Genomic DNA, 25,601 nt, shown 5'->3' on the forward strand with positions numbered 1-25,601 from the left:
ATAACTATCTTTATGCCCACAAAATAATATTTATGTCGGACAAATTAGTTATTATCCCGACCTATAACGAAAAAGAAAACATAGAAGCCATTATTCGTGCAGCTTTGGCTGTTGACGGAGCATTTGATGTGCTTATTGTTGACGACAGTTCCCCAGACGGAACGAATGATATTGTAAAACGTTTGATTCCTGAGTTTAATGGACGTTTGCATTTAGAAATTCGTACCACAAAAGATGGTTTAGGACGCGCTTATGTACATGGATTTAAGTGGGCTTTAGCAAATAATTACGAATATATTTTCGAAATGGATGCCGATTTTTCGCATAATCCAAATGATTTACCTCGCTTATACCAAGCTTTAGCAGATGGTGCCGATTTAGCTATTGGCTCACGCTATTCTAATGGTGTAAATGTTGTGAATTGGCCAATGAACAGAGTTTTATTGTCTTATTTTGCGTCGAAATATGTGAGCATCATCACGCGATTACCTGTTCATGATGCTACAGCAGGGTTTGTTGGTTATAGAGCAAACGTGTTGAAGTCTCTGGATTTGGATAAAATACAATTCAAAGGGTATGGATTTCAGATTGAAATGAAGTACAAAACTTGGACTAAAAAATTTACACTAAAAGAAGTTCCAATTATATTTACAGACAGAACTTTAGGCGAATCAAAAATTAGTTCTGATATTATTGGAGAAGCCGTTTTTGGTGTAATTTCGTTACGATTAAGAAAAATATTTGGCAAATTATGAAAAACTTGATCTTTTTATCACTGATTTTTTTGAGTATTTTTAGTTGCGCACCAAAAAATTACGACAAACCAAAAGATCTCATCGGTAAATCTGAAATGATTGATATTCTTACTGATTTATATATTAGTCAACAAGGCTTGCAGATGTTTCCTACTCAACAACAAGATCAAAGTATAGATTTAGCAAAAGATGCCGTAGATATTATGAAAAGTTATGATATCACGTTTCATCAATTTTCTGAGAGCTACAAATATTATATGATGCAGCCTGAAAAATTCAAAGAAATGCTAAATGATGTGAAAAAAAATCTTGAAGATAAATTATCTGACGAAGAAAAAGAGCGTCAAAAAAATCAAAAGAATAGCTTAAATAATACTATAGAAGCAGAAAAATAACAAAAAACCTCAAGTGAATCGCTTGAGGTTTTTTGTTTGTTATAATTTACCTTATAATTACATTGTAATTTTTACAATTATTTAATTATAAACTTCTTAATCAATTAAATTTATAATCTATATTTGTATCAACTAAAAAATCCTTCTGATGCAATCTAAAAAGATAAGTAAATCAAAGAAAGTTGGATTTGGGTCGAAAACAATCAATTATAAAGACGTCGTTATCGTTTCTATTTTAATTATAATAGCTGCTTTAACCATCTTAATATTTTTGAATTCTTAACGAACAAATCCCTGTATTTATCTTAAAGGAAATCATCTTAGTTTCGCAATATTGCATAAGGTAATAACTACTCACAGGTAGTTAATAGTTGATAGATTTAAAAGCCTTTCGATAACTATTGTGAGGCTTTTTTTGTAGAAAAGTAAATGAATAAAAATAAAAAAAACTCTAATCAATTTGATTAGAGCTTATGAGGTTCCTAGCGGATTCGAACCGCTGTGGACGGTTTTGCAGACCGCTACCTAGCCTCTCGGTCAAGGAACCATTCCCGTTCTTTTGGACTGCAAATATAGCAATAATTTCAGAAAAAAAAAGTTTAATACGATTTTTCTAAAATAACACTCACTTTTTCTACATGCCCACCAATAGGAGGATTCAGCTTTGATAATTTTACTTTTGCATACGTGACATTCGTAAGTTCTTGACCTATACGATCTAACACTCTTTTACAAACATGTTCCAAAAGTTTTGAACGAATACCTACTTCTTCCTTCACAATTTTATTTAACGAAACATAATCCAAAGCATCAACCAATTCATCCGATTCTGTTGCTTTCGTAAAGTCTGCATGCGCTTCCAAATCAACCAAATAATCAGAACCAATGCGCGCTTCTTCATCTAAACATCCGTGATTCGAATATATTTTTATATTTTCTAAAATAATTACTCCCATAGTTCAAAGATAAAAAAAGACTTGCGTATTTCTACACAAGTCTTGTATTGTTTAATTTTTTTAAACCTTATTATTTTGCAGATGCAAATCTTTCCGCAACTTTATCCCAGTTAATTACAGAGAAGAAAGCCTCGATATAATCAGGACGACGGTTTTGGTAATTTAAGTAATAAGCATGTTCCCAAACATCTAATCCTAAAACTGGAAATCCTTGTACATCAGCAACTGGCATCAAAGTAGAATCTTGATTTGGAGTTGATGTTACAACTAATTTACCATCTTTTACGATTAACCAAGCCCATCCAGAACCAAAGCGTGTTGCAGCAGCTTTAGAAAACTCATCTTTGAAAGCTTCAAAAGATCCAAAAGCAGCGTTAATTGCATCAGCAACTTCTGCAGTTGGTTGATTAGCACCACCTGGAGTTAAAATTTCCCAGAATAAATTGTGATTGTAAAAACCACCACCATTGTTACGAACAGCTGGTTTGTCAGTTCCTTTTGCTAAAATTTCTTCGATTGTAGCGTTTGCTAAATCAGTTCCTTCAATAGCAGCATTCAAGTTATTTGTATACGCAGCATGGTGTTTGTCATGGTGAATTTCCATTGTTTTTGCGTCAATATGAGGTTCTAATGCATCAAATGCATAAGGTAATTTTGCTAATTCAAAAGCCATAATATTTATTTTTTAGATTTAATTTTCTTGTATAAAGATACACAATAACTCAACAAATATGATTCCGAAATGATAGAATTTTAACATTATTTAATAGTAAAAGCTTATTTTAGTAAAAGATTCTAAATTTTTGAAATGAAAATACTTTGGAAAATAATAAAATGGTTCATCATAATCATTTGTGTATTAATCCTAATTCTTTATACAACAGGGAATGACTACATTTTTCGTGGCGTAAAATTAACCTATATGAAAGGTGAAAGCACTGCCAATATCAACGATTACAAAGATTTTGATAACAATGTAATTTTGGCAGGTGCACCGCGAGTTTGGCATCAACATTTAGATTATAATCAATTTCCGTTGTCAGCTAACTTCGAAAAAGAGATGAACGATTTCGGAACTGCTGGATTGGTTATTATAAAAGATAATCAAATTTTGAGCGAATATTATTTTAATGGATATGCGCAAAATGATATTACCAATTCTTTTTCGATGGCGAAAACATTCACGACAATGATGTTGGGAAAAGCGATTGATCAAGGTTATATCAAAGATTTAGATCAAAAAATAACAGATTTCATTCCCGAATTTAAAGATGATAAATTTGGTGCTGAATGTACTGTTGGCGATTTATCTGCGATGACTTCTGGTTATGATTGGGACGAAGATTATTATTTTCCGCTCAATCCTACTGCAAAAGCGTATTACGGTGATGATATCGTTAAACAAATGTTAGATCGAAAATTTGTTTCTCAACCTGGCGGATATTTCAAATATCAATCGAGTGACACGCAATTATTAGGAATTGTGATTGAACGCGCGCTGAAAAATAAATCGTTATCACAATATTTTCAAGAAGAATTTTGGCAACCAATGGGTATGGAATTAGATGCACAATGGTCGAAAGATAATCCGAAAGGAATGGAGAAAACCTATTGTTGCTTCAATGCAACAGCGCGAGATTTTGCCAAACTTGGACAATTATTATTGAATGATGGAAATTGGTACGGAAAACAAATTTTAGATTCAGTATTTGTTCAGAAAATGGTTTTACCAAACAAAAAAGCATTCGGACCAAATGAGTCACAAATTTATGGTTATTCAGTTTGGATGGATTACAATTACAAAACGCCTTTTTATGCAATGTTAGGACATTTGGGACAACGTATCATTGTAATTCCTTCAGAAAAATTAGTTGTTGTTCGAACTGGAAAAACGCATAATGATCAGCCAAATAATCGTCCCATTGCAGATGGCGATGTTTACCGATTGATAGACGAAGCGATGCGAATTAATCAAAAAATGAAAGAAAATGATCCAACGAATTCCATACAGTAAAATATTATTTTTAGACATCGAAACGGTTCCACAAACCGATGATTGGAATCTTTTGTCTGAAAGAACACAAGCGCTTTGGGAAAAGAAAACGGCTTATCAGCGCAATAATAATGAAGTTTCTCCTGAAGAATTTTATCACGAACGCGCTGGAATTATGGCTGAATTCGGTAAAATAGTTTGTATTTCGGTCGGAATTGTTGTTAAAGATTCTTTTATTCACATCAAAAGTTTTTATGGACATGATGAGAAAAAATTGTTAGAAGATTTTAATTCAATGCTAATTGAAAACTTTTTCAAGCCTGATCATATTTTATGTGCGCACAACGGAAAAGAATTCGATTTTCCGTACATCGCTCGCCGAATGATGATTAATCAAATTGAAATTCCAGCTATTTTGCAATTATTTGGTAAAAAACCATGGGAAGTTCAGCATTTAGACACAATGGAGTTATGGAAATTTGGTGATTATAAGAACTTTACATCATTAGATTTATTGGCAAATGTTTTCGAAATTCCAACACCAAAAGATGATATCGATGGTTCGCAAGTTGCGCGAGTTTATTACGATGAAAACAATGTCGAACGCATCAAAGATTATTGTGAAAAAGATGTTGTAACCTTGATTAATGTTTTCAGGAAAATGCGCTACGATAAACCTTTACAACGAAAAGAAGATTTATAAAAACAAAAAAATCCGCTCAATGAGCGGATTTTTTATTCTATATCTTTAATAATTAATTTTCATCATCTTCTGCTGAATCTGGTTCATCGCGGAAGTTTTCAATCAATTCATCTTTCACTTTCAATTGTACTTGTTCAACAGAATTTCGGTACATTTTGATAATTGTTCCTGTATATTCTTCCAAATCAATCAAATCTCCTTCCGTTAATTCTTTATCAGGATAACATTCAGAAATCAATCCAGCCAACGTATCATAGTGTTCACTTTCTTCAAATCTAAACGGCACTAAACGATTAATATCGCTTATCGCATTGTGTGCATTTATATTATAAACACCTTCAGAAACACGAGAAACAATTGGATCTTCGTTATCATATTCGTCTTGAATTTCTCCAACCAATTCCTCCAAAATATCTTCCATCGAAACAATCCCTGCAACTTCACCAACTTCATTTGTTACAATTGCAATTTGCATATGTTTTTTCTGAAATTGTTTCATTACATTTTTAATCAACGCATTTTCTGAAATAAAAATTGGCTCACGCAATAATCCTTCAATTTCAGTTTGATTTGGATTTTCTAACAATTGCTTGATTAAATCTTTTGCGTAAATGACACCTTTTATATTATCAAATTCTTCTTCGTAAACGGGATAACGTGAATAACCTTCGTTAATCGCATAATCTAACGCATCTTTTACAGAAGTATTAATATTAATCGCAGAAACATTTTTTCGTAAAGTTTGAATATTCATCACACGACGATCATCAAACTCAAACACATTTTGAATTAAATTACGCTCAGACTCCTCAATAGCTCCACCTTCAGAACTCTCTGTAATAATCATTTTCAACTCTTCTTCTGTGTGAATTTCACCTCCATGAATAGGATGAATTCCAATCGCACGAAGAATTACATTTGCCAAACCATTCATTAACACAATAAGCGGTTTGAAAACAAAATAAAATGCACGAAGTGGCCAAGCTACTGTAAATGTAGTTTTTGTTGGATACTGAATCGCAATAGATTTCGGTGCTAATTCGCCAAAAACAATGTGCAAAATTGTAATGATAACGAAAGCTGCTGGAAACGCAACATTATGCGCAATCGCTGTCCATGAAGGAGAAGTTAAACCAACTACTTCAAAAAGTTTTACGATTACAGGCGTTAAAGAGCTTTCTCCAACCCAACCAAGACCAAGCGAAGCTAATGTAATACCTAACTGTGTTGCGGCAAGATAAGAATCTAAATGATTAACAATTCGTTTCGCTGCATTTGAAGTTCTTTCATTAATATCTTGATTAACTTCAATTTGTGACGAACGTACTTTTACAATTGCAAACTCGGCTGCAACGAAAAAACCATTTAATAAAACAAGGAAAATTGTAAGCAAAAGTTTTGCTACAGAAATTTCATCGGCGACATTGTGATTAGCGACTAAAAACAATGTCGAAATCTGGGAGTATGTATCCATTCTTCGAATTTAAAAGACTGACTTGTTATAAGTTTTTATAAGTCAGTAAATCAACACATCTAAATTAATAAAAAAAATTAAAAATCACAACGTTTTGATTCGTAGCAAAATTACAAAATTTATAAATACAAAATCTTAGAAATTATTGATTCGAGAAAATGACTAAAAATCACTAAATTTCCACTTCATTTACCAAGCAACAATTTGCCATGCAAAAGCAAGATTTACATTATATTATCGAGGTCAAAAATTTATCGATTTCTTTTGGAGATAAACAAGTTTTGAATAACATCAATTTCAAAGTGGAACAAGGCGATACATTAGGAATTGTTGGAGAATCTGGCTCTGGAAAGTCGTTAACTTCATTGGCAATTATGGGTTTATTGTCTCCTAATGCAATTATTCATCCCAAAAGTGAAATTCTTTTTCGTCAATATGATAAAATGATAGATTTGCTTAAACTTTCGCCTAAAGAACTGGAAAAAATAAGAGGAAATGAAATCGGAATGATTTTTCAAGAACCAATGACTTCTCTAAATCCAAGTTTACGTTGCGGGGAACAAGTGGAAGAAGCGATTCGTTTGCATCAAAATTTATCGAAAGAAGAAGCTAAAAAGAAAGTTCTTCATCTTTTTGAACAAGTAAAATTACCAAATCCCGAACGTATTTATAAAGCCTATCCGCACGAATTATCTGGCGGACAAAAGCAACGTGTAATGATAGCAATAGCGATTTCTTGCGAGCCGAAATTATTGATTGCGGATGAACCTACAACAGCTTTGGACGTTACGGTGCAAAAAGCGACGTTAGATTTATTGAAAGAATTACAAGAAAAAAATAACATGAGCATGTTGTTTATTTCTCACGATTTGGGTGTAATTGCAAATGTTTGCGAAGAAGTTTTGGTGATGTTTCGTGGTGATGTTGTAGAACAAGGAAATGTTGAAACTATTTTTAATCATCCGAAAGAAAATTATACAAAAGGTTTAATTGCTTGTCGACCTCGATTGGATGAACGCGCAAAACGTTTACCTACGGTGAAAGATTTCTTAGAAAATCCAAATTTCAAAACTGAAATCTATACAGAAGAAGAACGCGAAGCTTTTCACGAAAAAATTTATGCAAATCCTCCAATTTTAGAGGTTAAGAACTTGAAGAAATATTTCTATCCTTCGACTCTATTTGGAAACGCTACAATCCCGAATGTAAAAGCTGTCGATGATATCTCGTTCAAAGTTTATCCAGGTGAAACAATGGGCTTGGTTGGCGAATCGGGTTCTGGAAAAACAACTTTGAGTAGAACGGTTTTGTTATTAGAAAAACCAACTGCCGGCGAAATTTATTATAATGGTATAGATATTACGAAACTAAAAAAAGAGCAAATTCGTAAATTAAGAAGAGAAATTCAGATTATTTTCCAAGATCCATATTCAAGTTTGAACCCTCGCCAAACCATTGCGCAAATTATTACAGAACCAATGCAAGTGCATAAAATTGGTCTGAATAAAGCTGAGCGATTAAAAACGGCTTCATCTCTTTTACAAAAAGTGGGTTTATCAGATCAAGATTTGAACAAATATCCGCACGAATTCTCTGGTGGGCAACGTCAACGTATCGGGATTGCTCGTGCTTTGGCTTTAAATCCTAAATTTATCATTTGTGATGAATCTGTTTCTGCGTTGGATGTTTCTGTTCAGGCGCAAGTCTTGAATTTATTAAATGATTTGAAAACAGAGTTTAGTTTTACCTATATATTTATTTCGCACGATTTGGCGGTTGTAAAATATATGAGTGATCAATTATTGGTCATGCAACACGGAGAAATGAAAGAATTGAACGATGCAGACAAGGTTTATGCGCATCCGACAACAAACTATACCAAAGAATTGATAGAAGCAATTCCAAAGCTATAAAAGGATCTTTTATAAAAGCAAAAAGCGTTTGAAGTTTATTTCCTCAAACGCTTTTTTATTGATCGCAATAAATCAATATAAACTAAACTATTTCAAAATAAAAAAGCATCCAAATCTGAATGCTTTTTAGTAGTCCCTAGGGGAATCGAACCCCTCTTTCTAGAATGAAAATCTAGTGTCCTAACCGATAGACGAAGGGACCTCCTTTCGTATTATTGTGGTGCAAAAATAAACGTTTATTTTTTATTACCAAACAATTTTTGAAAATTTTATACTTTTTTTTTAATTAAATCAAATTGTAGTCCCTAGGGGAATCGAACCCCTCTTTCTAGAATGAAAATCTAGTGTCCTAACCGATAGACGAAGGGACCACTTAATATGAATTAATTAATTCGAATATTCTTTATTTTGAATGAACCTCATTTTGTGTTGGGAGTTGTAGAAAAGTCGATGTATAATTCTAATAATTTGAACCAAGTTGAATTATACAGCGACATTTTCATTCCCGATTAATCATCTAAACATTATGATTAACCTTTACAAACAAAACACAAAAAACAATTTCCTTTACACAGTATTCTACTGGTTGTTTAAAAAATCAACAACTATGAACAAGGAAAAAAAAGATTGCATTAATGCAATCCATCTATTAATTTGTAGTCCCTAGGGGAATCGAACCCCTCTTTCTAGAATGAAAATCTAGTGTCCTAACCGATAGACGAAGGGACCACTTTTATTTTATTAAGCTAATCCCGCAATATGTTTCGCTAACTTTGATTTTAAGTTTGAAGCTTTATTCTTGTGAATAATGTTTCTTTTTGCTAACTTATCAATCATTGAAGAAACTTTTGGAAAAACTGTTTCTGCTTCATTTTTATCAGACTCAGATCTTAAAGCTTTAATAGCTGTACGAGCTGATTTGTGATAATATTTATTACGATCGCGTCTTACCGCTGATTGTCTAATTCTTTTTAATGCTGACTTATGATTTGCCATAACTTAAATCTCTTTCTATTTTAGTTCGGCAAAGATATAAACAAATATTTTATCTCGCCAAATTAATTTAATAATTTTCTAAAACACTTTTATGTAGCCCATAGGAGAATCGAACTCCTGTTTCCAGGATGAAAACCTGATGTCCTAACCACTAGACGAATGGGCCGCATGACGGCTTAACCACTTGTTGTGAAAAGCGAGTGCAAATGTAGAACTATTTTTTGTAGTTCCAAATTTATTTGAAAGTTTTTTTGAATAGATTTATGTTAAAAAATGTTAAGGAAGTTAATATTTTGTCAAAACATGTCTTATATATAATGAGTTATAATTTTAACAATTACTTTAGCGGTGCTATTAAAATTTATACAAACGAATACTCAATATATGAAAGCATCGATATTAGGTGTAGCTGCAGTGGTTTGCACGATGTTTATTACATCATGTTCATCTTTAACCCCAGTTAGTGAAGCTACAGAATATTCTTCGAGAAGTTTCGTACCGAAACCAAGAGCTATTGAAGCTCAAGCTAAAATAATCAATAAACATGCCAATTTAGATGTTACACCAATAGAAATTAACGATGAAGCGAAATCTATGGTTGTGTTAAACAGCGTTTTAGAAGAAACGAATGAATTGTTTGCAGGATTTTTATTAAAAGAGGCAGAAACGTATATTGGTACACCTTACCGATACGGAGGCACAACAAGAAGTGGTATTGATTGTTCTGCCTTTGTTAGAAACGTTTTCGAGACTTTCAATAAAAATTTACCTCGTGTATCTGCAGATCAGGCAAGAGAAGGTTTTACAGTTAGTACAGATGAAGCAAAAGAAGGAGATTTAGTTTTCTTTGCAACAAGAGGTCGCGGTAGAGTTTCGCACGTAGGAATTGTTCATGGAAGAAATAAAGATGGAGTTTTAGAATTTATTCATTCATCTACTTCTCAAGGCGTTATGGTATCTTCTTTAAATGATAGATATTGGGGACCAAAATTCTTATACGTAAAAAGAATATTATAGTAATAGTATAATTTCATTATCATATAAAAAAAGCATCAAGTAATCTTGATGCTTTTTTTGTCTTATTTTTTATTTTCGATGTTCTCTCAAAATCATCACAAACAATACAATTAATGGAACAATCATTCCTAAAATATAATACATATTGATTTGTAAAATTGTTGGGTAAAATAATATTGCAGATAATAATCCCACAATTGCGCCACCTAAATGCGCTGAATGTCCGATGTTCCCTAAATTAGTTTTCATTCCATAAACTGAATATCCTAAATATAAGATTCCGAAAATCCAGGCTGGAATTGGTAAAGCAAAAAATAATCTTAATTCCATTTCAGGAAAAGCTGCAATTGCAGCGAATAAAATCCCTGTGACTCCTCCAGAAGCTCCTACTGCCGAATAAAAAGTTTCTTTCTTGTGAATCAACAAAGACAAAAGATTTCCGCTAATAACCGCTGCAAAAAAAACTAAAAGAAACATTCCGTAACCTACATTTAGTTTAGCATTCGAAAAGTCGCCTAACAAAAATCCTTCTGGACTCGCAAAAAAAGCAATCACAGGATTCGCAAACATATATAATGTAAACATGTTAAAAAACAGATGCATGAAATCAACATGTAAAAATCCTGAACTTAAAATTCTATAGTGTTCCTTATTATATAATATCGACCCAACTTGAAATTTATATTTTTCAAAAAAAGCTAAATCGTTAAAACCTTTCCAACTTACCAAAACATTCAATCCAATAACGACTAATGCCACAATAGAGATATCTCCCATTATTCTTCTATATTTTCTACTTCATTATTATCCTCCTCAATCGCATCAAATAGCGTCGGCTGCAGCTCTTCTTCTGACTCCTCCTCTTCTTCTGGTTCTTCAAACGGAAGCGGTTCCAACACATTAATTTGTTTTAATTTATACGTTGTCAACTGATTTCCTTGCGCTTTAATTCCCTTAATAGTAATAAATTCTTCTAAATTTATCACTTCTGGTTCTTTTTCTAAACCTTTTACTTTCGGGAAAATCAACTCAATAACTGGTAAATAATCTGTCGAAACAACTTTGATTGATGACTTACTATCTTCTAACGTATAAAAAGGTTGCGGAGAAAATGTATCTTCTAAAAGGAAACGTTTCACAAAATAACGATCTTTTTCTGCATCATAATACACGCAAGAAATCGGTTTTGCAGGTTTCCATTTCTCGATAATTTCTAAATCTTCGTCAAAACGATTACTCAAATCAAACGAAACCAATTTTGCTTCACCTTTTTTATTAATCGTTAAAATTTTATCATCACCTTTGAAAGAACCTAATAAAAGTCCCAATCCATCTGCATTAAGACGTTTTGTATCCGTATCAAACCAAATTTGACGAGGTGCTAAAGTCGAAACTCCTTCCTCTTTCAATTCTACTTTTTTGATTGGATATTTCGTCACCAAATTCCCTTTTGATGCACGACCTTTAATCGCTAAATCAGCAAAATTAATATCGAATTTTAATTTTTTGATTCGTTGATGAGTTTTCAAAATAATTGATACAACTTCGGCTTCACCATTTGGATTCGCTGAAAAATACAAAACTTCCGAACCTTTATTACCAGCGGTTAAATCATATTCTTTATCGCGCGTAATTCCCGTTACAGCAAAACGTTTTTGATAAGCCGGACCATTTTTACCATCGCGATAAATCAAGTTATAAATGGTACGTTTATCATTTTTATGCCAAATTCCAACATGAATAATTCCTTTTCCAACAAACGTTTTTGCATCAACTTTTGTCACAATCATCGAACCATCATGTTTGAAAACCACAATATCATCAATATCAGAACACTCGAATAAATACTCGTCTTTTTTCAATGAAGTTCCGATAAAACCTTCGTTTCTATCCACATAAAAACGTGTATTTGCAACGGCAACTTTTGTCGCATCAATCGTATCAAATGTTCTAATTTCTGTTTTACGTTCTTTTCCTTTTCCGTATTTTGTCTTTAGATTTTTGAAATAATCGATCGCATAATCAATCAAATTTGCTAAATGATGTTTTACATTCTCGATTTTATCTTCTAATGATTCAATAAATTGTTGCGTTTTATCTAAATCAAATTTTGAAATACGTTTGATTCGAATTTCTGTTAAACGCGTAATATCTTCTTCCGTAACTGGACGAATTAAATGCGCAATATGTGGTTTCAGCCCTTTATCAATCGCAGAAATTACACCTTCCCATGTTTCTTCTTCTTCGATATCGTGATAAATTCTATTCTCGATAAAAATTCGTTCCAACGAAGAAAAATGCCATTGTTCTTGCAGCTCATCTAACTCAATTTCTAACTCTTTTTTCAACAATTCAACTGTATTGTTTGTATTGTGAATTAAAATTTCAGAAACTGTTAAAAATTCCGGTGTTTGTTCATTAATCACACACGCGTTTGGCGAAATAGAAATCTCGCAATCCGTGAATGCATACAATGCATCAATCGTTTTGTCTGGGCTACTTCCCGGAACAAGATGAATTAAAATCTCAACTTCAGCCGCTGTATTATCTTCAATCTTTTTGATCTTCATTTTACCTTTATCATTGGCTTTCAAAACCGAATCAATCAAAGATCCTGTCGTTGTGCCGTAAGGAATTTCCGTAATTTTTAGCGTTGTTTTATCTTCTTGCAAAATCTTTGCACGAATACGCACTTTACCACCACGCAATCCATCATTATAATCGGAAACATCAACCAATCCAGAAGTTAAAAAATCTGGGAAAATTTGAAATTTCTTTCCTTTCAGATGTAAAATTGACGCATCAATTAACTCATTAAAATTGTGTGGTAAAATCTTTGTTGACAAACCAACTGCAATTCCTTCTACTCCTTGTGCCAAAAGCAAAGGAAATTTAATTGGAAGATCAATTGGTTCTTTATTTCGACCATCATAAGATGGTTGCCATTTTGTAGTTTTTGGATTATAGACAACTTCTAACGCAAATTTAGTCAATCGAGCTTCGATATAACGCGATGCAGCAGCTCGGTCACCAGTGTAGATATTTCCCCAGTTTCCTTGCATATCGATCAACAATTCTTTTTGACCAATTTGAACCATTGCATCAGAAATCGCCATATCACCATGCGGGTGATATTTCATCGTATTTCCTACAATGTTCGCAACTTTGTTATATCGTCCGTCTTCCAACTCGCGCATTGAATGTAAAATTCTACGCTGAACTGGTTTCAAACCATCATAAATAGATGGAATTGCTCGTTCTAAAATTACATAAGAGGCATAGTCAAGAAACCATTCTTGGTACATACCAGAAACCTTCTTGATGCTCTCTTGATTGTCTTGCATCATGTTAAATAGCTACTTCTACATTGTTTTTGACCATACAATTAGACTCCACAATTTTGTCTAATTCAGTCAAAATAATATTAATATTTCGGTTAGAAATGAATGCTAAACGAAATTTGACTTTTGTTAAATTGGTAGGATTCTTTTTACTGTTAATATAAAAGACAACGTTTTTTGAAAGAATTCCTTTCTGAAAATCGTATTTGATCAATTTATACTTCGGTAAATCGATTTTGTTCGTTTTTGAATCTAAGAAGGGTAAAAATCCAACATTCTTCGTTTCAAAAGTTATGGTTTCACCTTTTGTGTCTATCGCAAAAAATTGATTTCCACCTTTATAGCTTACATAAATAAGCAACGCTATAAAAATTGCAACAACATAAGGTGGTATTATGTGATACTTGTAAGGTAAAATACCAGCATACATAATAAGATTTAGAATGATTAAAATAACGATGGTGAAATTTAGCATTTTAAAGAGCTGTATCACATTTTTATTATTTTTTTTCATAATTTAAAATAGGTTTTAGGTTAAGATTGGTTTGGTTTTTATTTAATTTTTAATAGATTCTATGGCTAAATTGTTAATAATAAATTCTTGTCTTGTTGGTGTATTTTTCCCCATATAAAATTCTAAAAGACTTTCGATGGTTTGATCTTTTCCAATCATTACTGGTTCTAAACGAATATCTTTTCCGATAAAATGTTTGAACTCATCTGGCGAAATTTCACCTAATCCTTTGAATCGCGTAATCTCTGGATTTTTAACTTCTTCCAACGCTTTTATACGTTCAGGCTCAGAATAACAATAACGTGTTTCCTTTTTATTTCTAACACGAAAAAGTGGCGTTTGCAAAATATACAAATGTCCCTCTTTGATCAATTCTGGGAAAAATTGTAAGAAAAATGTAATAATCAACAAACGAATGTGCATTCCATCGACGTCAGCATCAGTTGCAATTACAACATTGTTGTAACGTAAATCTTCTAATCCTTCTTCTATGTTTAATGCCGCTTGTAAAAGATTAAATTCTTCGTTTTCATAAACAATTTTCTTTGTCAAACCGTATGAATTCAACGGTTTTCCTCTCAAACTAAAAACCGCTTGCGTTTCTACACTTCTACTTTTGGTAATCGATCCACTTGCCGAATCTCCCTCGGTAATAAAAATAGTTGTATCTAAACGTAATTCAGCTTTCGGATCATTATAATGTTGACGACAATCGCGCAATTTCTTGTTATGTAAACTAACTTTTTTGGCGCGATCACGCGCTAATTTTCGAATTCCAGAAAGCTCTTTTCGTTCCGTTTCTGATTGTTTAATCTTGCGTTCTAATGCTTGCGCAACTTCTGTATTTTTATGTAAAAAGTTGTCAAGATTCGTTTTGATAAAATCATTTACAAACGTGCGAACCGTTGTCATTCCTGGTCCAATTTCATTCGAACCAAGTTTAGTTTTTGTTTGCGATTCAAAAACTGGCTCAATTACTTTGATCGAAATTGCTCCAATAATTGATTTTCTAATATCCGCAGGATCATAATTTTTATTATAAAATTCGCGAACAGTTTTCACAACAGCCTCTTTAAAAGCTGTTAAATGTGTTCCTCCTTGCGTTGTATTTTGACCATTCACAAAAGAATAATACGTTTCCGAATATGATTTCGAGCTGTGCGTCATCGCAATTTCGATATCTTCTCCTTTCAAATGGATGATATCATAAATTGTTTCTTCCTCGATATTATCATTCAATAAATCTTTCAATCCGTCTTTCGAAAAGAATTCTTCTCCATTGAAAATAATTTTCAATCCTGGATTTAAGTAAACATAGTTTTTCAACATTTTGTCTACATATTCTTTTCTGAATTTAAAATTCAAGAAAATCGATTTATCTGGGATAAATGTAATTTTAGTTCCTTTTCGTAAAGATGTTTCTTTTTCATCTTCTTGATTTGCTAAAATCCCTTGCTCAAACTCTGCAATACGTGTTTTTCCATCTCGAATAGATTGCACTCGAAACGATGTTGACAACGCATTTACAGCTTTTGTACCAACACCATTTAAACCAACCGATTTTTTGAAAGCTTGTGAATCATATTTACCACCTGTATTCATCTTAGAAACGGCGTCAACCATTTTTCCAAGCGGAATTCCACGTCCATAATCACGAACCGTTACCTCATCTTCGCGCAGATTAATTTCGATTGTTTTTCCTGCACCCATCACAAATTCATCGATACAGTTATCTACAATCTCCTTCAACAAAATATAAATTCCATCATCTTGAGACGAACCATCTCCCAGCTTCCCAATATACATCCCAGGTCGCATGCGAATATGTTCGCGCCAATCAAGGGTTTTGATATTGTCTTCCGTATAATTTACTTGTTGATCTAATTCTGACATTTGAGTTGTTGAGTGTTAAACGAGTTTTACAAAAATAAGAAAAAATTTCCTAAAAATATTAAGGTTCATTGTTTTGATTTTGAGCAAAAACGACCTAATTTACCAATATGATAAAATCTAAACTACCCAATGTTTCGACAACCATTTTTTCGGTAATGAGTCAATTGGCAAATGAACATCAAGCGATTAATTTAGCGCAAGGTTTTCCTGACTTTAATGCAGATTCTGAATTAATTAGTCGTTTAAATTATTATTCAACACAAAATTACAATCAGTACGCGCCAATGACTGGCGTCGAAAAATTGCGTGTATTACTTTCAGAAAAATATTCTAATCTTTATCAATCTGATTACGATTTTCAGAATGAAATTAACATTACGAGTGGTGCAAGTCAAGCGATTTTTAATGTTGTTTCTACATTAATTCATCCAAATGATGAAGTAATTATTTTTGAACCTGCTTACGATTTATATCAACCAACGGTTGAATTATTTGGAGGAAAAATTGTTCCAATTCAGCTAAAATATCCTGAATATTCTATCGATTTTGAAGAATTGAAGAAAAAAATTAATGATAAAACGAAATTGATTATCGTTAATAATCCGAATAATCCAACTGGAAAAATTTTATCCGAAAATGATTTAAAACAATTTGAACAAATCCTAAAAGATTCAAATTGTTATTTGCTTGCAGATGAAGTTTATGAGCACATTACATTTGATGGAAAATCGCATCAAAGTTTTGCAAAATTAAAATCAGTAAAAGACAAGATTTTCATCGTAGGTTCTTTCGGAAAATTATTTCACATAACTGGTTGGAAAATCGGTTATATTTTAGCCGAAAAAGAATTGATGAAAGAGTTTAGAAAATGTCACCAATTCAATACTTTTTCTACGCATACACCATCACAATATGCAATTGCAGATTATTTAGAAAAACCTGATCATTACTTGCATTTGAATGATTTTTTTCAACAAAAAAGAGATTTATTTGTTAAAGGTTTAGCTTCAACAAATTTTGAAGTTTTGCCTTGCGAAGGAACTTATTTTGTAAGTGCAAATTATGCTAAAATAAGTGATTTATCTGATGATGAGTTTGCAAAACAGTTAACCATCAAAAATAAAGTTGCGACGATACCAATTTCAGCATTTTACCATGATAAAACAGATAACAAAGTAATTCGATTTTGTTTTGCTAAAAAGGATGAAACACTTTTAATGGCTTTAGAAAATTTGAAAAGTTTGTAGAAAAATAAAACGAGCTCTATTTTAAAGCTCGTTTTTATTATTTTATTATTTTACAATTTTTCTTGAAATAACATTATCTCCAGAATAAAAATTAACAATATAAATTCCTTTTGGTAAAGCGGAAATATTTGCCTCTGACTGATCAACCTCTCTAACGAGATTACCTGACATGTCAAATATTTTAATTTTTTTGACATCGTTTATTCCTGAAACTTTAACCAATCCATTATCTTGATAAACAGAAATAGTTGATTTATTAAGATCAGAAGTTGCTAATTTTTCTTGCGTGACTTTTACATCATCTAAACCAATGTATAAAATATCTGTACATTTATAATGTCTGAATACCAATTGAACATCTTGTCCAGCATATTTTGAAATATCTACATTAACTGTCTTAGCAACATTAAAATATCCAGCATCTAATGTTTCTTCAAAAGCTGCTGTTTCTGTACCAGTAAAAGTTGAATTTGCAGGAATTACATAAACCGCGTAATGTTCTTCAAAAAAACCTTCTTCATCATCTGCAGCAGAAACCTTAAAAGTCAATTCTGTTTTGTTTCCTTCAGGAATTTTAAAAACTGGGCTTGTTAATGTATTATCAGGTGTTAAAGCCTCAAAAAACCATGACCAAGACCAAGCAAAAGAACCTCTAAAAGAAGGAGTTTCAGCTTCTGCAGCATCTACAAACTCCCAAGTATCTTCGTCTCCATCTAATTCTCCAATCGTCCACAATGCTTGTCTTTCTGGGGTATCAAAGTTTTCTTCAAAAACGACTGTTTGTGCAAAAAGTTGAGGAGTCAAAAATAGACATCCTATAAAAAATAAATTTTTAATCATATTATTATGTGTTTAACTGTAAACTTAATAATTCAACAACAACAAACATAAAGAATTAAGAAAAAATTAATTATTTTTAAATATTATTCAATTTTAAATAGGAAAAAATATTTTAAATAAAAAAAAACCGATGTATTTCTACATCGGCTTTACTTTTTATGTTGAAATAACTATTACGCTTGTTGCGCTTTAATTAAATTTAATGCTGAACCGGCTTTGAACCATTCAATTTGTTGTGCATTGTATGTATGATTTGCTACAACTAAATCTTTAGATCCATCTGCATGAACAAACTCTATTGTTAAAGGTTTTCTAGGCGCAAATTCTGTTAAATCAATAAAATTGATTGTATCATCTTCTTGTACTTTATCATAATCTGCTTTATCCGCAAATGTCAACGCTAACATTCCTTGTTTTTTAAGATTTGTTTCATGGATACGTGCAAAAGAACGTACCAATACTGCTACAGCACCTAAATGACGTGGTTGCATTGCCGCATGCTCACGAGAAGAACCTTCTCCATAGTTTTCGTCACCAACAATTACAGAAGGCACACCTGCCGCTTTATATGCACGTGCAGTGTCTGGAACTGGTCCGTATTCTCCTGTTAATTGATTTTTAACTGAATTTGTTTCTTGGTTGAATGCATTTACGGCACCAATCAGTGTATTATTCGAAATATTATCTAAGTGTCCACGGAAACGTAACCAAGGTCCAGCCATAGAAATATGGTCAGTTGTACATTTACCAAATGCTTTGATTAATAATTTAGCTCCAGTAATATTTTCACCATTCCAAGGTTTGAAACCTTCTAATAATTGTAAACGCTCAGAATTTGGATTTACGATCACTTCTACATGAGAACCATCTTCTACAGGTGCTTGATATCCATTATCTTCATAAGCATAACCTTTTGTTGGTAATTCCTCTCCTTTTGGAGCATCTAACATTACTTCTTCACCAAATTTATTGATTAATTTATCTGTTAATGGATTAAAATCTAAACGTCCAGAAATTGCAATAGCTGCAACCATTTCAGGCGAAGTTACGAAAGCATATGTATTTGGATTTCCGTCCGCACGTTTTTTGAAATTACGATTGAATGAGTGAACGATTGTATTTTTTTCTTCTTTATCCGCACCTTCACGATCCCATTGACCAATACAAGGCCCACAAGCATTTGTAAAGATAACTGCATCTAAATCCTCAAAAGTTTTTAATAAACCATCACGATCCGCTGTATAACGAACGACCTCAGAACCTGGATTAATTCCGAAAGATGATTTCACTTCTAAACCTTTATCTAAAGCTTGTTGCGCAATCGAAGCTGCACGTGTTAAATCTTCGTAAGAAGAGTTTGTACAAGAACCGATTAATCCCCATTCTACATCTAAAGGCCAACCATTAGCTGCAGCAGTTTCTTTCATTTTAGAAACTGGTGTCATTAAATCTGGCGTAAAAGGACCATTCAAACGAGGCTCTAATTCAGACAAATTGATTTCAATTAATTGATCATAGAAATTTTCTGGATTTGCATAAACTTCATCATCAGAACGTAAATAAGATTTGTGAGCATTTGCAGCATCTGCTACATCATTACGATCAGTCGCTCTTAAATATCTTTCTGAAGCATCATCATAAGCGAAAATTGAAGTTGTTGCTCCAATTTCTGCACCCATGTTACAAATTGTTCCTTTACCTGTTGCAGATAAAGACTCAGCTCCCTCTCCAAAATACTCTACAATTGCTCCTGTTCCACCTTTTACAGTTAAACGTCCAGCAACTTCTAAAATAACGTCTTTTGGAGCAGCCCAACCAGATAATTTACCCGTTAATTTAATTCCGATTAATTTTGGCATTTTTAATTCCCAAGCCATTCCAGACATTACGTCAACAGCATCAGCACCACCAACACCAATTGCTACCATTCCTAATCCACCTGCATTTGGCGTGTGAGAATCGGTACCAATCATCATTCCTCCTGGAAATGCATAGTTTTCTAATACTACTTGATGAATAATTCCTGCTCCTGGTTTCCAGAATCCAATTCCATATTTATTAGAAACTGATTCTAAGAAATTAAATACTTCTGAAGATTTATTGATAGCTTCTTGTAGATCGGTTTTTGCACCAACTTTAGCTTGAATCAAGTGATCACAGTGAACCGTAGAAGGAACAGCAGTTTTTGTTTTTCCAGCTTGCATAAATTGCAACAAAGCCATTTGAGCAGTTGCATCTTGCATTGCTACACGATCTGGTGCAAAATCTACATAAGATTCTCCTCTTGTATACGCTTGCGTTGGTTTTCCGTCAAACAAGTGAGCATATAAAATTTTCTCTGAGTACGTTAAAGGTCGACCAACGATAGTTTTCGCAGCATCTACACGTTCTTGCATTTTGGCATAAACGCCTTTAATCATATTTATATCAAATGCCATAATAATTGATTTATTTAATTGGTTTTAATTTATCAAAAAACATACCCCAATATACTGAATTATTTAATATTTAACATGTATAAATGATTAATAACCTTATTTAAATCAATTCTAACCTATTTATTTGCAATATTATATAATTTATCACAAAAAAAAGGCTAACACCGAAATGTTAGCCTCTTCTATATCATTTTCTACGAACGATTAGTTCATTGAAATTGGTTTAAACTTTGTTAAGTTAATACCCTCTACAGCAGCTTTATATTCTTCAATATTAGGAATACGTCCTAAAATCGCTGATAAAACAACTACTGGAGTTGATGCTAATAAAGATTCACCTTTTTTACCATCGCGGTCTTCAACCACACGCCCTTGGAATAAACGTGTAGATGTCGCCATTACTGTATCTCCTTTTTCTGCTTTTTCTTGGTTACCCATACATAAGTTACAACCAGGACGCTCTAAGTACATAATGTTTTCGTATTCTGTACGAGCAGTAGATTTTGGCAATAAGTCGCTAAACTCAAATCCTGAGTATTTTTGTAACATTTCCCAATCACCTTCTGCTTTTAATTCGTCGATGATGTTGTAAGTAGGTGCCGCAACAACTAAAGGAGCTTTAAACTCAACTTTACCATTTGCTTTTTCTACATTACGTAACATTTGAGAAACGATTTTTAAATCGTCTTTGTGTACCATACAAGACCCTACGAAACCTAAATCTACGTGTTTATCACCACCATAGTAAGTTAAATCGCGGATTGTATCGTGTGTATAACGTTTAGAAACATCAGCATTATTCACGTCTGGATCGGCAATCATTGGCTCTTCGATAATATCTAAGTCAATTACTACTTCAGCGTAATATTTAGCGTTAGCATCTGGTTGTAAAGCTGGTTTTTCACAAGATTTAATTTCCTCGATACGTTTGTTTGCTTTGTTGATTAAACCTTGTAAAACTGCATTTTTGTTATCCATACCTTTATCAATCATGATTTGGATACGAGATTTAGCAATTTCTAAAGATTCAATTAAGGTATCATCTTGAGAAATACAGATAGAAGCTTTAGCTTTCATTTCTGCAGTCCAGTCAGTAAATGTGAAGGCTTGGTCAGCTAATAAAGTTCCGATATGAACCTCGATTACACGTCCTTGGAATACGTTTTCACCGTCAAATTGTTTTAACATTTGAGCTTGAGTAGCGTGAACCACATCACGGAAATCCATAAATGGTTTCATTTCACCTTTGAATGTTACTTTAACAGATTCTGGAATTGGCATAGAAGCTTCACCAGTTGCTAAAGCTAAAGCTACCGTACCTGAATCGGCACCGAAAGCAACACCTTTTGACATACGTGTGTGTGAGTCACCACCAATAATGATAGCCCATTCGTCAATCGTGATATCATTTAAAACTTTGTGAATAACGTCAGTCATTGCATGATATTCACCTTTAGGGTCACGTGCTGTGATTACCCCAAATTCGTTCATGAATTTCATTAATTTAGGGATGTTAGCTTGCGCTTTTTTATCCCATACAGAAGCAGTATGACAACCAGATTGGTAAGCACCATCAAGAATTGGAGAAATAACTGTAGCAGCCATAGACTCTAATTCTTGCACAGTCATTAAACCAGTTGTATCTTGAGAACCAACGATATTAACTTCAACACGAACGTCTGAACCTGCGTGTAATACTTTTCCTTCTGCAACACCAACTGCATTTTTGTTGAAGATTTTTTCAACAGCAGTTAATCCTTGTCCTTCGATAGAAACTTCTTTTGAAGGAGCGAAAACTACAGGAGCTTCAATTCCTAAAGTTTTAGCTGCGAAAGTTTGGATTTTTTTACCAAATACGATAGCGTAAGAACCACCAGCCTTGATAAATTCCATTTTTTGTGGAGTTAAAGCTTTAGAGATATCAATTAATTCTTGATCTCCGTTGTATAACTTTTTCTCTCTTGTATTGATAGTTAATACAGTACCTGTTGCTACTGAATAAACTTCTTCTAAAATTGGGTCACCGTTTTCGTTACGAACAACTTCTCCGTTAGCGTCAACTTTTTTAGTCCAGTTTTTTAAATCGATACCGATACCACCAGTTACATCAACAGTAGTTAAGAAGATAGGAGAAATACCATTTGTACCCGCTACAATTGGAGCAATATTTACGAATGGAATATATGGAGATGCTTGTTTACCTGTCCATAAAGCCACGTTATTTACACCCGACATACGAGAAGACCCAACTCCCATTGTACCTTTTTCAGCGATTAACATTACTGAAGCGTCTGGATGTTTCGCTTGTAAAGCTTTAATTTCAGCTTGAGCTTCAGGAGTAATCATACATTTCCCGTGTAATTCTCTATCAGAACGAGAGTGTGCTTGGTTACCTGGAGATAATAAATCTGTAGAAATATCACCCTCAGCAGCAATGTAAGTCACAACTTTTATTTCTTCAGCAACAGCTGGCAATTCTGTAAAGAACTCTGCTTTTGCATAACTTTCTAAAATATCTTTTGCAATTGCATTTCCTGCTTTGTAAGCATCAGCTAAACGAGCTGTATCTGCATCGTATAAGAAAACTTGTGTTTTTAAAACTTCAGCAGCTTGTTTTGCAATTGCTTCATCATTTCCTAAAGCTAAGTCTAAAAGAACCTCAATAGATGGTCCTCCTTTCATGTGAGATAACAATTCGAATGCAAATGTTGGTGTAATTTCAGCAACTGTTGCTTCTCCTAAAATAATCTCTTTTAAAAATTTTGCTTTTACACCTGCAGCAGAAGTTGTTCCTGGCAACGTGTTATAGATAAAGAATTTAACAGAATCCTCGCGGTATTCGTTGTTAACATCTTTAATTTGATTAATGATTTCACTTAGTAATTCTGCACCATCAATTGGTTTTGGATGTAAACCTTGACCTTTTCTTTCTTCAATCTCGTTAAGATACTCTTGGTAAAGACTCATAATTATCTATCTTTTCTTTTTAATATTAAAGATTGTTTAAAACCAAGCTACTTACACCTGATTTCATCCAATCAAAATGAATTATATAATAACACTTCGCTGTATCGTCACATCTTATGCAAAAATTATTTTCAACAAAAATCATTTTTGGCATAGGCAACCACTGTTATCAGAATACAAACTAAGTATGTAATTTTTTCGAAGGGTAATTTTTAATAATTTAACTCACACAAACTCAACACACATAAGCATTTGAGTCAGAGTTTCATTCTAAAACTTACATTAACAATCATCTAAACAAATATGCGTTTAGCTATAAATTGGTACACAAAATTACGTTTATAGTAAAGATTTTTCATCAAAGAATGATATATTTTAGTTATATTTCAATAATTTAGAATTATTATAAAAAAGGTCTAAATTTCACTTTAACAATGTTTTAAACGTATATAAATAGAAGTTAAAAATTAAAAGGTTCTTAAAATATCAACTCCATAATTTTTGGGTCATTTTTTTACGAAATTGAATTATTTTGAAATATTAATAAACATTCATTAATCAATCTTTCGAAATGCTATCAATCGTCTAAACATTCTCAAAAAACAATCAAAAATATTCAATATGTATAAATATTTATGATTATTAATAATTATACATTTTTAATGAGATATTATGCAACTTTTTACTAACTTTGCGCCCTTAATTCATTATTATAGATATGAAACTTTGGGATAAAGGTTTTACCATTAATGATAAAATCGAAAAATTTACTGTTGGAAAAGACAGAGAATTAGATGCTCATCTTGCGAAATACGATGCATTAGCGTCGAAAGCGCAGGCAAATATGCTGGCAAAAACAGGTTTGATTACCAATGAAGAAAATGATGCGTTGCAAATTGCTTTGGATGAAGTTTTGGTTCTGATTGCGGAAAATAATTTCGAAGTCGACGAAAATTACGAAGATATACATTCAAAAATTGAAGCTTATTTAATTGAAAAAACTGGCGATGCTGGAAAAAAAATTCACGTTGCACGTTCTCGAAATGATCAAGTTTTGGTTGCAATTCAACTTTTTGAGAAAGAGTATTTAAAACATACAACGGAGAAAATTGTCAATTTAATTGAGATTTTCCTACAAAAAGCAGACGAATTCAAGAATCATCAATTACCAGGATATACGCATTTTCAGGCAGCAATGCCAAGTAGTTTTGGAATGTGGTTTTCTGCTTATGCAGAAAGTTTGTTGACAGATTTATACTTTTTTGAGGCTGCATATAAAATTTCTGATCAAAATCCTTTGGGTTCTGGCGCAGGTTTCGGAACAAGTTTCCCAATTGATCGTTTGCAAACAACACAAGAATTAGGTTTTTCTGAAATTTTGGTTTCTTCTGTTGGAGCACAAATGTTACGTGGAAAAACAGAAAAATCTGTCGCAACTGCCTTAGCTATTATTTGTGGAACGTTGTCTAAAATGTCGTACGATTTGGTTTTATACAATTCACAAGATTTAGCTTTTGTGAAGTTGCCAAACGAAATGACAACAGGTTCATCGATTATGCCGCACAAGAAAAACCCAGATGTGTTTGAGTTAACTCGTGCGCATTGCAATAGAATTCAGGCATTACCGAATGATATAATAATGACGATCAATAATCTTCCAAGTGGATATCATCGTGATTATCAAATATTGAAAGAAATATTATTCGAACCAATGATGCAATTTGATAATATTATTGACATCTTAACATTTGCGATTCCTCAACTTCAGATTAAAGATAACTATATGAATCAGGATAAATATGATCCAATTTATACCGTTGAAAATATTAATGAAGCGATTAAAAATGGAACACCTTTCCGTGATGCCTACAGAGAAGTTGGTTTGTCTGTAGAAAATGGAACATATGTACCACACAAAAAATTTCAGACTTCGCACATCGGAAGTATTCATAATTTGAGATTGGATTTAATTTCAAATAAAATCGAAAAATTCAAATTAGAAGTACAAGTTTTAAAATAAATACTTGTAATAAGTCAAAAATCATTCTCTAAATTATAGAATTTGAGGATTTTTTTGTTTTATAAATTTTATAATTTCGGAAAATATCAACGTTTAAACAATTGTAATTCTATGTTTTGTAAAATAAAAAATGTTTTAC

Annotated in this window: 19 protein-coding genes and 5 tRNA genes; 8 read left to right on the forward strand and 16 right to left on the reverse strand. The window is 32.6% G+C overall.

Annotated features, from left to right (window positions below; translation table 11 throughout):
- Positions 1 to 32 precede the first annotated feature (32 nt).
- Together B4E95_RS06140 and B4E95_RS06145 are read left to right on the forward strand one after the other, a co-directional pair.
- On the forward strand, positions 33 to 755 hold the full coding sequence (locus tag B4E95_RS06140; protein WP_291090713.1) for a polyprenol monophosphomannose synthase: 723 nt from the start codon (positions 33 to 35) through the stop codon (positions 753 to 755).
- Positions 752 to 1,150, forward strand: a complete 399-nt coding sequence (locus tag B4E95_RS06145) for a DUF4296 domain-containing protein (RefSeq protein WP_219034038.1) — start codon at positions 752 to 754, stop codon at positions 1,148 to 1,150. Before B4E95_RS06140 ends, B4E95_RS06145 begins: the two co-directional genes overlap by 4 nt.
- 476 nt (positions 1,151 to 1,626) lie before the next feature.
- On the opposite strand, the gene B4E95_RS06150 is transcribed toward B4E95_RS06145, so the two are convergent.
- The 3 genes from B4E95_RS06150 to B4E95_RS06160 all read right to left on the reverse strand — a co-directional run bounded on the left by B4E95_RS06150 (position 1,627) and on the right by B4E95_RS06160 (position 2,779).
- Positions 1,627 to 1,697, reverse strand: a tRNA-Cys gene (locus B4E95_RS06150).
- Between the two features lie 52 nt (positions 1,698 to 1,749).
- On the reverse strand, positions 1,750 to 2,106 hold the full coding sequence (gene folB / locus B4E95_RS06155; protein WP_038334989.1) for a dihydroneopterin aldolase: 357 nt from the start codon (positions 2,104 to 2,106) through the stop codon (positions 1,750 to 1,752).
- Between the two features lie 70 nt (positions 2,107 to 2,176).
- Complete coding sequence (locus tag B4E95_RS06160) at positions 2,177 to 2,779, reverse strand: superoxide dismutase (protein ID WP_038334988.1); 603 nt, start codon at positions 2,777 to 2,779, stop codon at positions 2,177 to 2,179.
- 135 nt (positions 2,780 to 2,914) lie between these two features.
- Between B4E95_RS06160 and B4E95_RS06165 the strand changes: the two genes are divergently transcribed.
- Together B4E95_RS06165 and B4E95_RS06170 are read left to right on the forward strand one after the other, a co-directional pair.
- The gene (locus tag B4E95_RS06165) at positions 2,915 to 4,120 is read left to right on the forward strand and encodes a serine hydrolase domain-containing protein (RefSeq protein ID WP_291062386.1); all 1,206 of its coding nucleotides are present in this window, start codon (positions 2,915 to 2,917) and stop codon (positions 4,118 to 4,120) included.
- Complete coding sequence (locus B4E95_RS06170; RefSeq protein WP_291062384.1) at positions 4,095 to 4,802, forward strand: 3'-5' exonuclease; 708 nt, start codon at positions 4,095 to 4,097, stop codon at positions 4,800 to 4,802. The genes B4E95_RS06165 and B4E95_RS06170 overlap by 26 nt, the downstream gene beginning before the upstream one ends.
- 52 nt (positions 4,803 to 4,854) lie before the next feature.
- Here the strand turns inward: B4E95_RS06170 and B4E95_RS06175 are convergent, their stop codons facing one another.
- Positions 4,855 to 6,276 carry a hemolysin family protein gene (locus B4E95_RS06175; protein ID WP_180905690.1) on the reverse strand — a complete coding sequence of 474 codons (1,422 nt, stop codon included), beginning with the start codon at positions 6,274 to 6,276 and terminating at the stop codon, positions 4,855 to 4,857.
- A 176-nt stretch (positions 6,277 to 6,452) separates the two neighbouring features.
- Here B4E95_RS06175 and B4E95_RS06180 point away from each other — a divergent pair, with 176 nt between their 5' ends.
- Complete coding sequence (locus B4E95_RS06180; RefSeq protein ID WP_291090808.1) at positions 6,453 to 8,189, forward strand: ABC transporter ATP-binding protein; 1,737 nt, start codon at positions 6,453 to 6,455, stop codon at positions 8,187 to 8,189.
- A gap of 130 nt (positions 8,190 to 8,319) precedes the next feature.
- Here the strand turns inward: B4E95_RS06180 and B4E95_RS06185 are convergent.
- The 5 genes from B4E95_RS06185 to B4E95_RS06205 form a co-directional block, all read right to left on the reverse strand.
- Positions 8,320 to 8,391, reverse strand: a tRNA-Glu gene (locus B4E95_RS06185).
- 97 nt (positions 8,392 to 8,488) lie between these two features.
- A tRNA-Glu gene (locus tag B4E95_RS06190) sits at positions 8,489 to 8,560 on the reverse strand.
- Positions 8,561 to 8,846: 286 nt separating this feature from the next.
- A tRNA-Glu gene (locus tag B4E95_RS06195) sits at positions 8,847 to 8,918 on the reverse strand.
- Positions 8,919 to 8,930: 12 nt separating this feature from the next.
- Positions 8,931 to 9,185, reverse strand: a complete 255-nt coding sequence (rpsT, locus tag B4E95_RS06200; RefSeq protein WP_038334974.1) for a 30S ribosomal protein S20 — start codon at positions 9,183 to 9,185, stop codon at positions 8,931 to 8,933.
- 94 nt (positions 9,186 to 9,279) lie between these two features.
- Positions 9,280 to 9,351, reverse strand: a tRNA-Glu gene (locus B4E95_RS06205).
- 218 nt (positions 9,352 to 9,569) lie between these two features.
- Here B4E95_RS06205 and B4E95_RS06210 point away from each other — a divergent pair.
- Positions 9,570 to 10,202 carry a C40 family peptidase gene (locus B4E95_RS06210; protein WP_038334971.1) on the forward strand — a complete coding sequence of 211 codons (633 nt, stop codon included), beginning with the start codon at positions 9,570 to 9,572 and terminating at the stop codon, positions 10,200 to 10,202.
- Between the two features lie 69 nt (positions 10,203 to 10,271).
- Here the strand turns inward: B4E95_RS06210 and B4E95_RS06215 are convergent, their stop codons facing one another.
- The 4 genes from B4E95_RS06215 to B4E95_RS06230 are packed head-to-tail and all read right to left on the reverse strand — an operon-like array spanning position 10,272 to position 15,950.
- Positions 10,272 to 10,979 (reverse strand): rhomboid family intramembrane serine protease, encoded by a 708-nt coding sequence (locus B4E95_RS06215; RefSeq protein WP_291090715.1) that lies wholly within the window; start codon positions 10,977 to 10,979, stop codon positions 10,272 to 10,274.
- Positions 10,979 to 13,546 carry a DNA gyrase/topoisomerase IV subunit A gene (locus B4E95_RS06220; RefSeq protein WP_291090810.1) on the reverse strand — a complete coding sequence of 856 codons (2,568 nt, stop codon included), beginning with the start codon at positions 13,544 to 13,546 and terminating at the stop codon, positions 10,979 to 10,981. The genes B4E95_RS06215 and B4E95_RS06220 overlap by 1 nt, the downstream gene beginning before the upstream one ends.
- 4 nt (positions 13,547 to 13,550) lie before the next feature.
- Positions 13,551 to 14,057, reverse strand: coding sequence for a hypothetical protein (locus B4E95_RS06225; RefSeq protein WP_291090717.1), 507 nt, complete (start codon positions 14,055 to 14,057; stop codon positions 13,551 to 13,553).
- A gap of 42 nt (positions 14,058 to 14,099) precedes the next feature.
- Complete coding sequence (locus B4E95_RS06230; RefSeq protein ID WP_114998288.1) at positions 14,100 to 15,950, reverse strand: DNA topoisomerase IV subunit B; 1,851 nt, start codon at positions 15,948 to 15,950, stop codon at positions 14,100 to 14,102.
- 107 nt (positions 15,951 to 16,057) lie between these two features.
- Between B4E95_RS06230 and B4E95_RS06235 the strand changes: the two genes are divergently transcribed.
- Complete coding sequence (locus tag B4E95_RS06235) at positions 16,058 to 17,197, forward strand: methionine aminotransferase (RefSeq protein ID WP_114998290.1); 1,140 nt, start codon at positions 16,058 to 16,060, stop codon at positions 17,195 to 17,197.
- 45 nt (positions 17,198 to 17,242) lie between these two features.
- On the opposite strand, the gene B4E95_RS06240 is transcribed toward B4E95_RS06235, so the two are convergent.
- The 3 genes from B4E95_RS06240 to B4E95_RS06250 form a co-directional block, all read right to left on the reverse strand.
- Positions 17,243 to 18,037, reverse strand: a complete 795-nt coding sequence (locus tag B4E95_RS06240) for a T9SS-dependent choice-of-anchor J family protein (RefSeq protein ID WP_291062378.1) — start codon at positions 18,035 to 18,037, stop codon at positions 17,243 to 17,245.
- A gap of 173 nt (positions 18,038 to 18,210) precedes the next feature.
- Positions 18,211 to 20,475 carry an aconitate hydratase gene (locus B4E95_RS06245; RefSeq protein WP_221854416.1) on the reverse strand — a complete coding sequence of 755 codons (2,265 nt, stop codon included), beginning with the start codon at positions 20,473 to 20,475 and terminating at the stop codon, positions 18,211 to 18,213.
- Positions 20,476 to 20,679: 204 nt separating this feature from the next.
- Positions 20,680 to 23,442, reverse strand: a complete 2,763-nt coding sequence (locus B4E95_RS06250) for a bifunctional aconitate hydratase 2/2-methylisocitrate dehydratase (protein WP_291090720.1) — start codon at positions 23,440 to 23,442, stop codon at positions 20,680 to 20,682.
- Positions 23,443 to 24,160: 718 nt separating this feature from the next.
- Between B4E95_RS06250 and argH the strand changes: the two genes are divergently transcribed.
- On the forward strand, positions 24,161 to 25,462 hold the full coding sequence (gene argH / locus B4E95_RS06255) for an argininosuccinate lyase (protein WP_221854418.1): 1,302 nt from the start codon (positions 24,161 to 24,163) through the stop codon (positions 25,460 to 25,462).
- Positions 25,463 to 25,601: the final 139 nt, after the last annotated feature.

Origin of the sequence: Empedobacter sp. UBA7494, from assembly GCF_002478465.1 — a bacterium.
Taxonomy (GTDB): domain Bacteria; phylum Bacteroidota; class Bacteroidia; order Flavobacteriales; family Weeksellaceae; genus Empedobacter; species Empedobacter falsenii_B.

Excerpts from the sequence above, each read along its gene's own strand:
- B4E95_RS06140 (WP_291090713.1), top strand. The coding sequence starts at position 33 with ATGTCGGACAAATTAGTTATTATCCCGACCTATAACGAAAAAGAAAAC.
- B4E95_RS06145 (WP_219034038.1), top strand. The coding sequence starts at position 752 with ATGAAAAACTTGATCTTTTTATCACTGATTTTTTTGAGTATTTTTAGT.
- folB (WP_038334989.1), bottom strand. The coding sequence starts at position 2,106 with ATGGGAGTAATTATTTTAGAAAATATAAAAATATATTCGAATCACGGA.
- B4E95_RS06160 (WP_038334988.1), bottom strand. The coding sequence starts at position 2,779 with ATGGCTTTTGAATTAGCAAAATTACCTTATGCATTTGATGCATTAGAA.
- B4E95_RS06165 (WP_291062386.1), top strand. The coding sequence starts at position 2,915 with ATGAAAATACTTTGGAAAATAATAAAATGGTTCATCATAATCATTTGT.
- B4E95_RS06170 (WP_291062384.1), top strand. The coding sequence starts at position 4,095 with ATGATCCAACGAATTCCATACAGTAAAATATTATTTTTAGACATCGAA.
- B4E95_RS06175 (WP_180905690.1), bottom strand. The coding sequence starts at position 6,276 with ATGGATACATACTCCCAGATTTCGACATTGTTTTTAGTCGCTAATCAC.
- rpsT (WP_038334974.1), bottom strand. The coding sequence starts at position 9,185 with ATGGCAAATCATAAGTCAGCATTAAAAAGAATTAGACAATCAGCGGTA.
- B4E95_RS06210 (WP_038334971.1), top strand. The coding sequence starts at position 9,570 with ATGAAAGCATCGATATTAGGTGTAGCTGCAGTGGTTTGCACGATGTTT.
- B4E95_RS06215 (WP_291090715.1), bottom strand. The coding sequence starts at position 10,979 with ATGGGAGATATCTCTATTGTGGCATTAGTCGTTATTGGATTGAATGTT.
- B4E95_RS06220 (WP_291090810.1), bottom strand. The coding sequence starts at position 13,546 with ATGCAAGACAATCAAGAGAGCATCAAGAAGGTTTCTGGTATGTACCAA.
- B4E95_RS06225 (WP_291090717.1), bottom strand. The coding sequence starts at position 14,057 with ATGAAAAAAAATAATAAAAATGTGATACAGCTCTTTAAAATGCTAAAT.
- B4E95_RS06230 (WP_114998288.1), bottom strand. The coding sequence starts at position 15,950 with ATGTCAGAATTAGATCAACAAGTAAATTATACGGAAGACAATATCAAA.
- B4E95_RS06235 (WP_114998290.1), top strand. The coding sequence starts at position 16,058 with ATGATAAAATCTAAACTACCCAATGTTTCGACAACCATTTTTTCGGTA.
- B4E95_RS06240 (WP_291062378.1), bottom strand. The coding sequence starts at position 18,037 with ATGATTAAAAATTTATTTTTTATAGGATGTCTATTTTTGACTCCTCAA.
- B4E95_RS06245 (WP_221854416.1), bottom strand. The coding sequence starts at position 20,475 with ATGGCATTTGATATAAATATGATTAAAGGCGTTTATGCCAAAATGCAA.
- B4E95_RS06250 (WP_291090720.1), bottom strand. The coding sequence starts at position 23,442 with ATGAGTCTTTACCAAGAGTATCTTAACGAGATTGAAGAAAGAAAAGGT.
- argH (WP_221854418.1), top strand. The coding sequence starts at position 24,161 with ATGAAACTTTGGGATAAAGGTTTTACCATTAATGATAAAATCGAAAAA.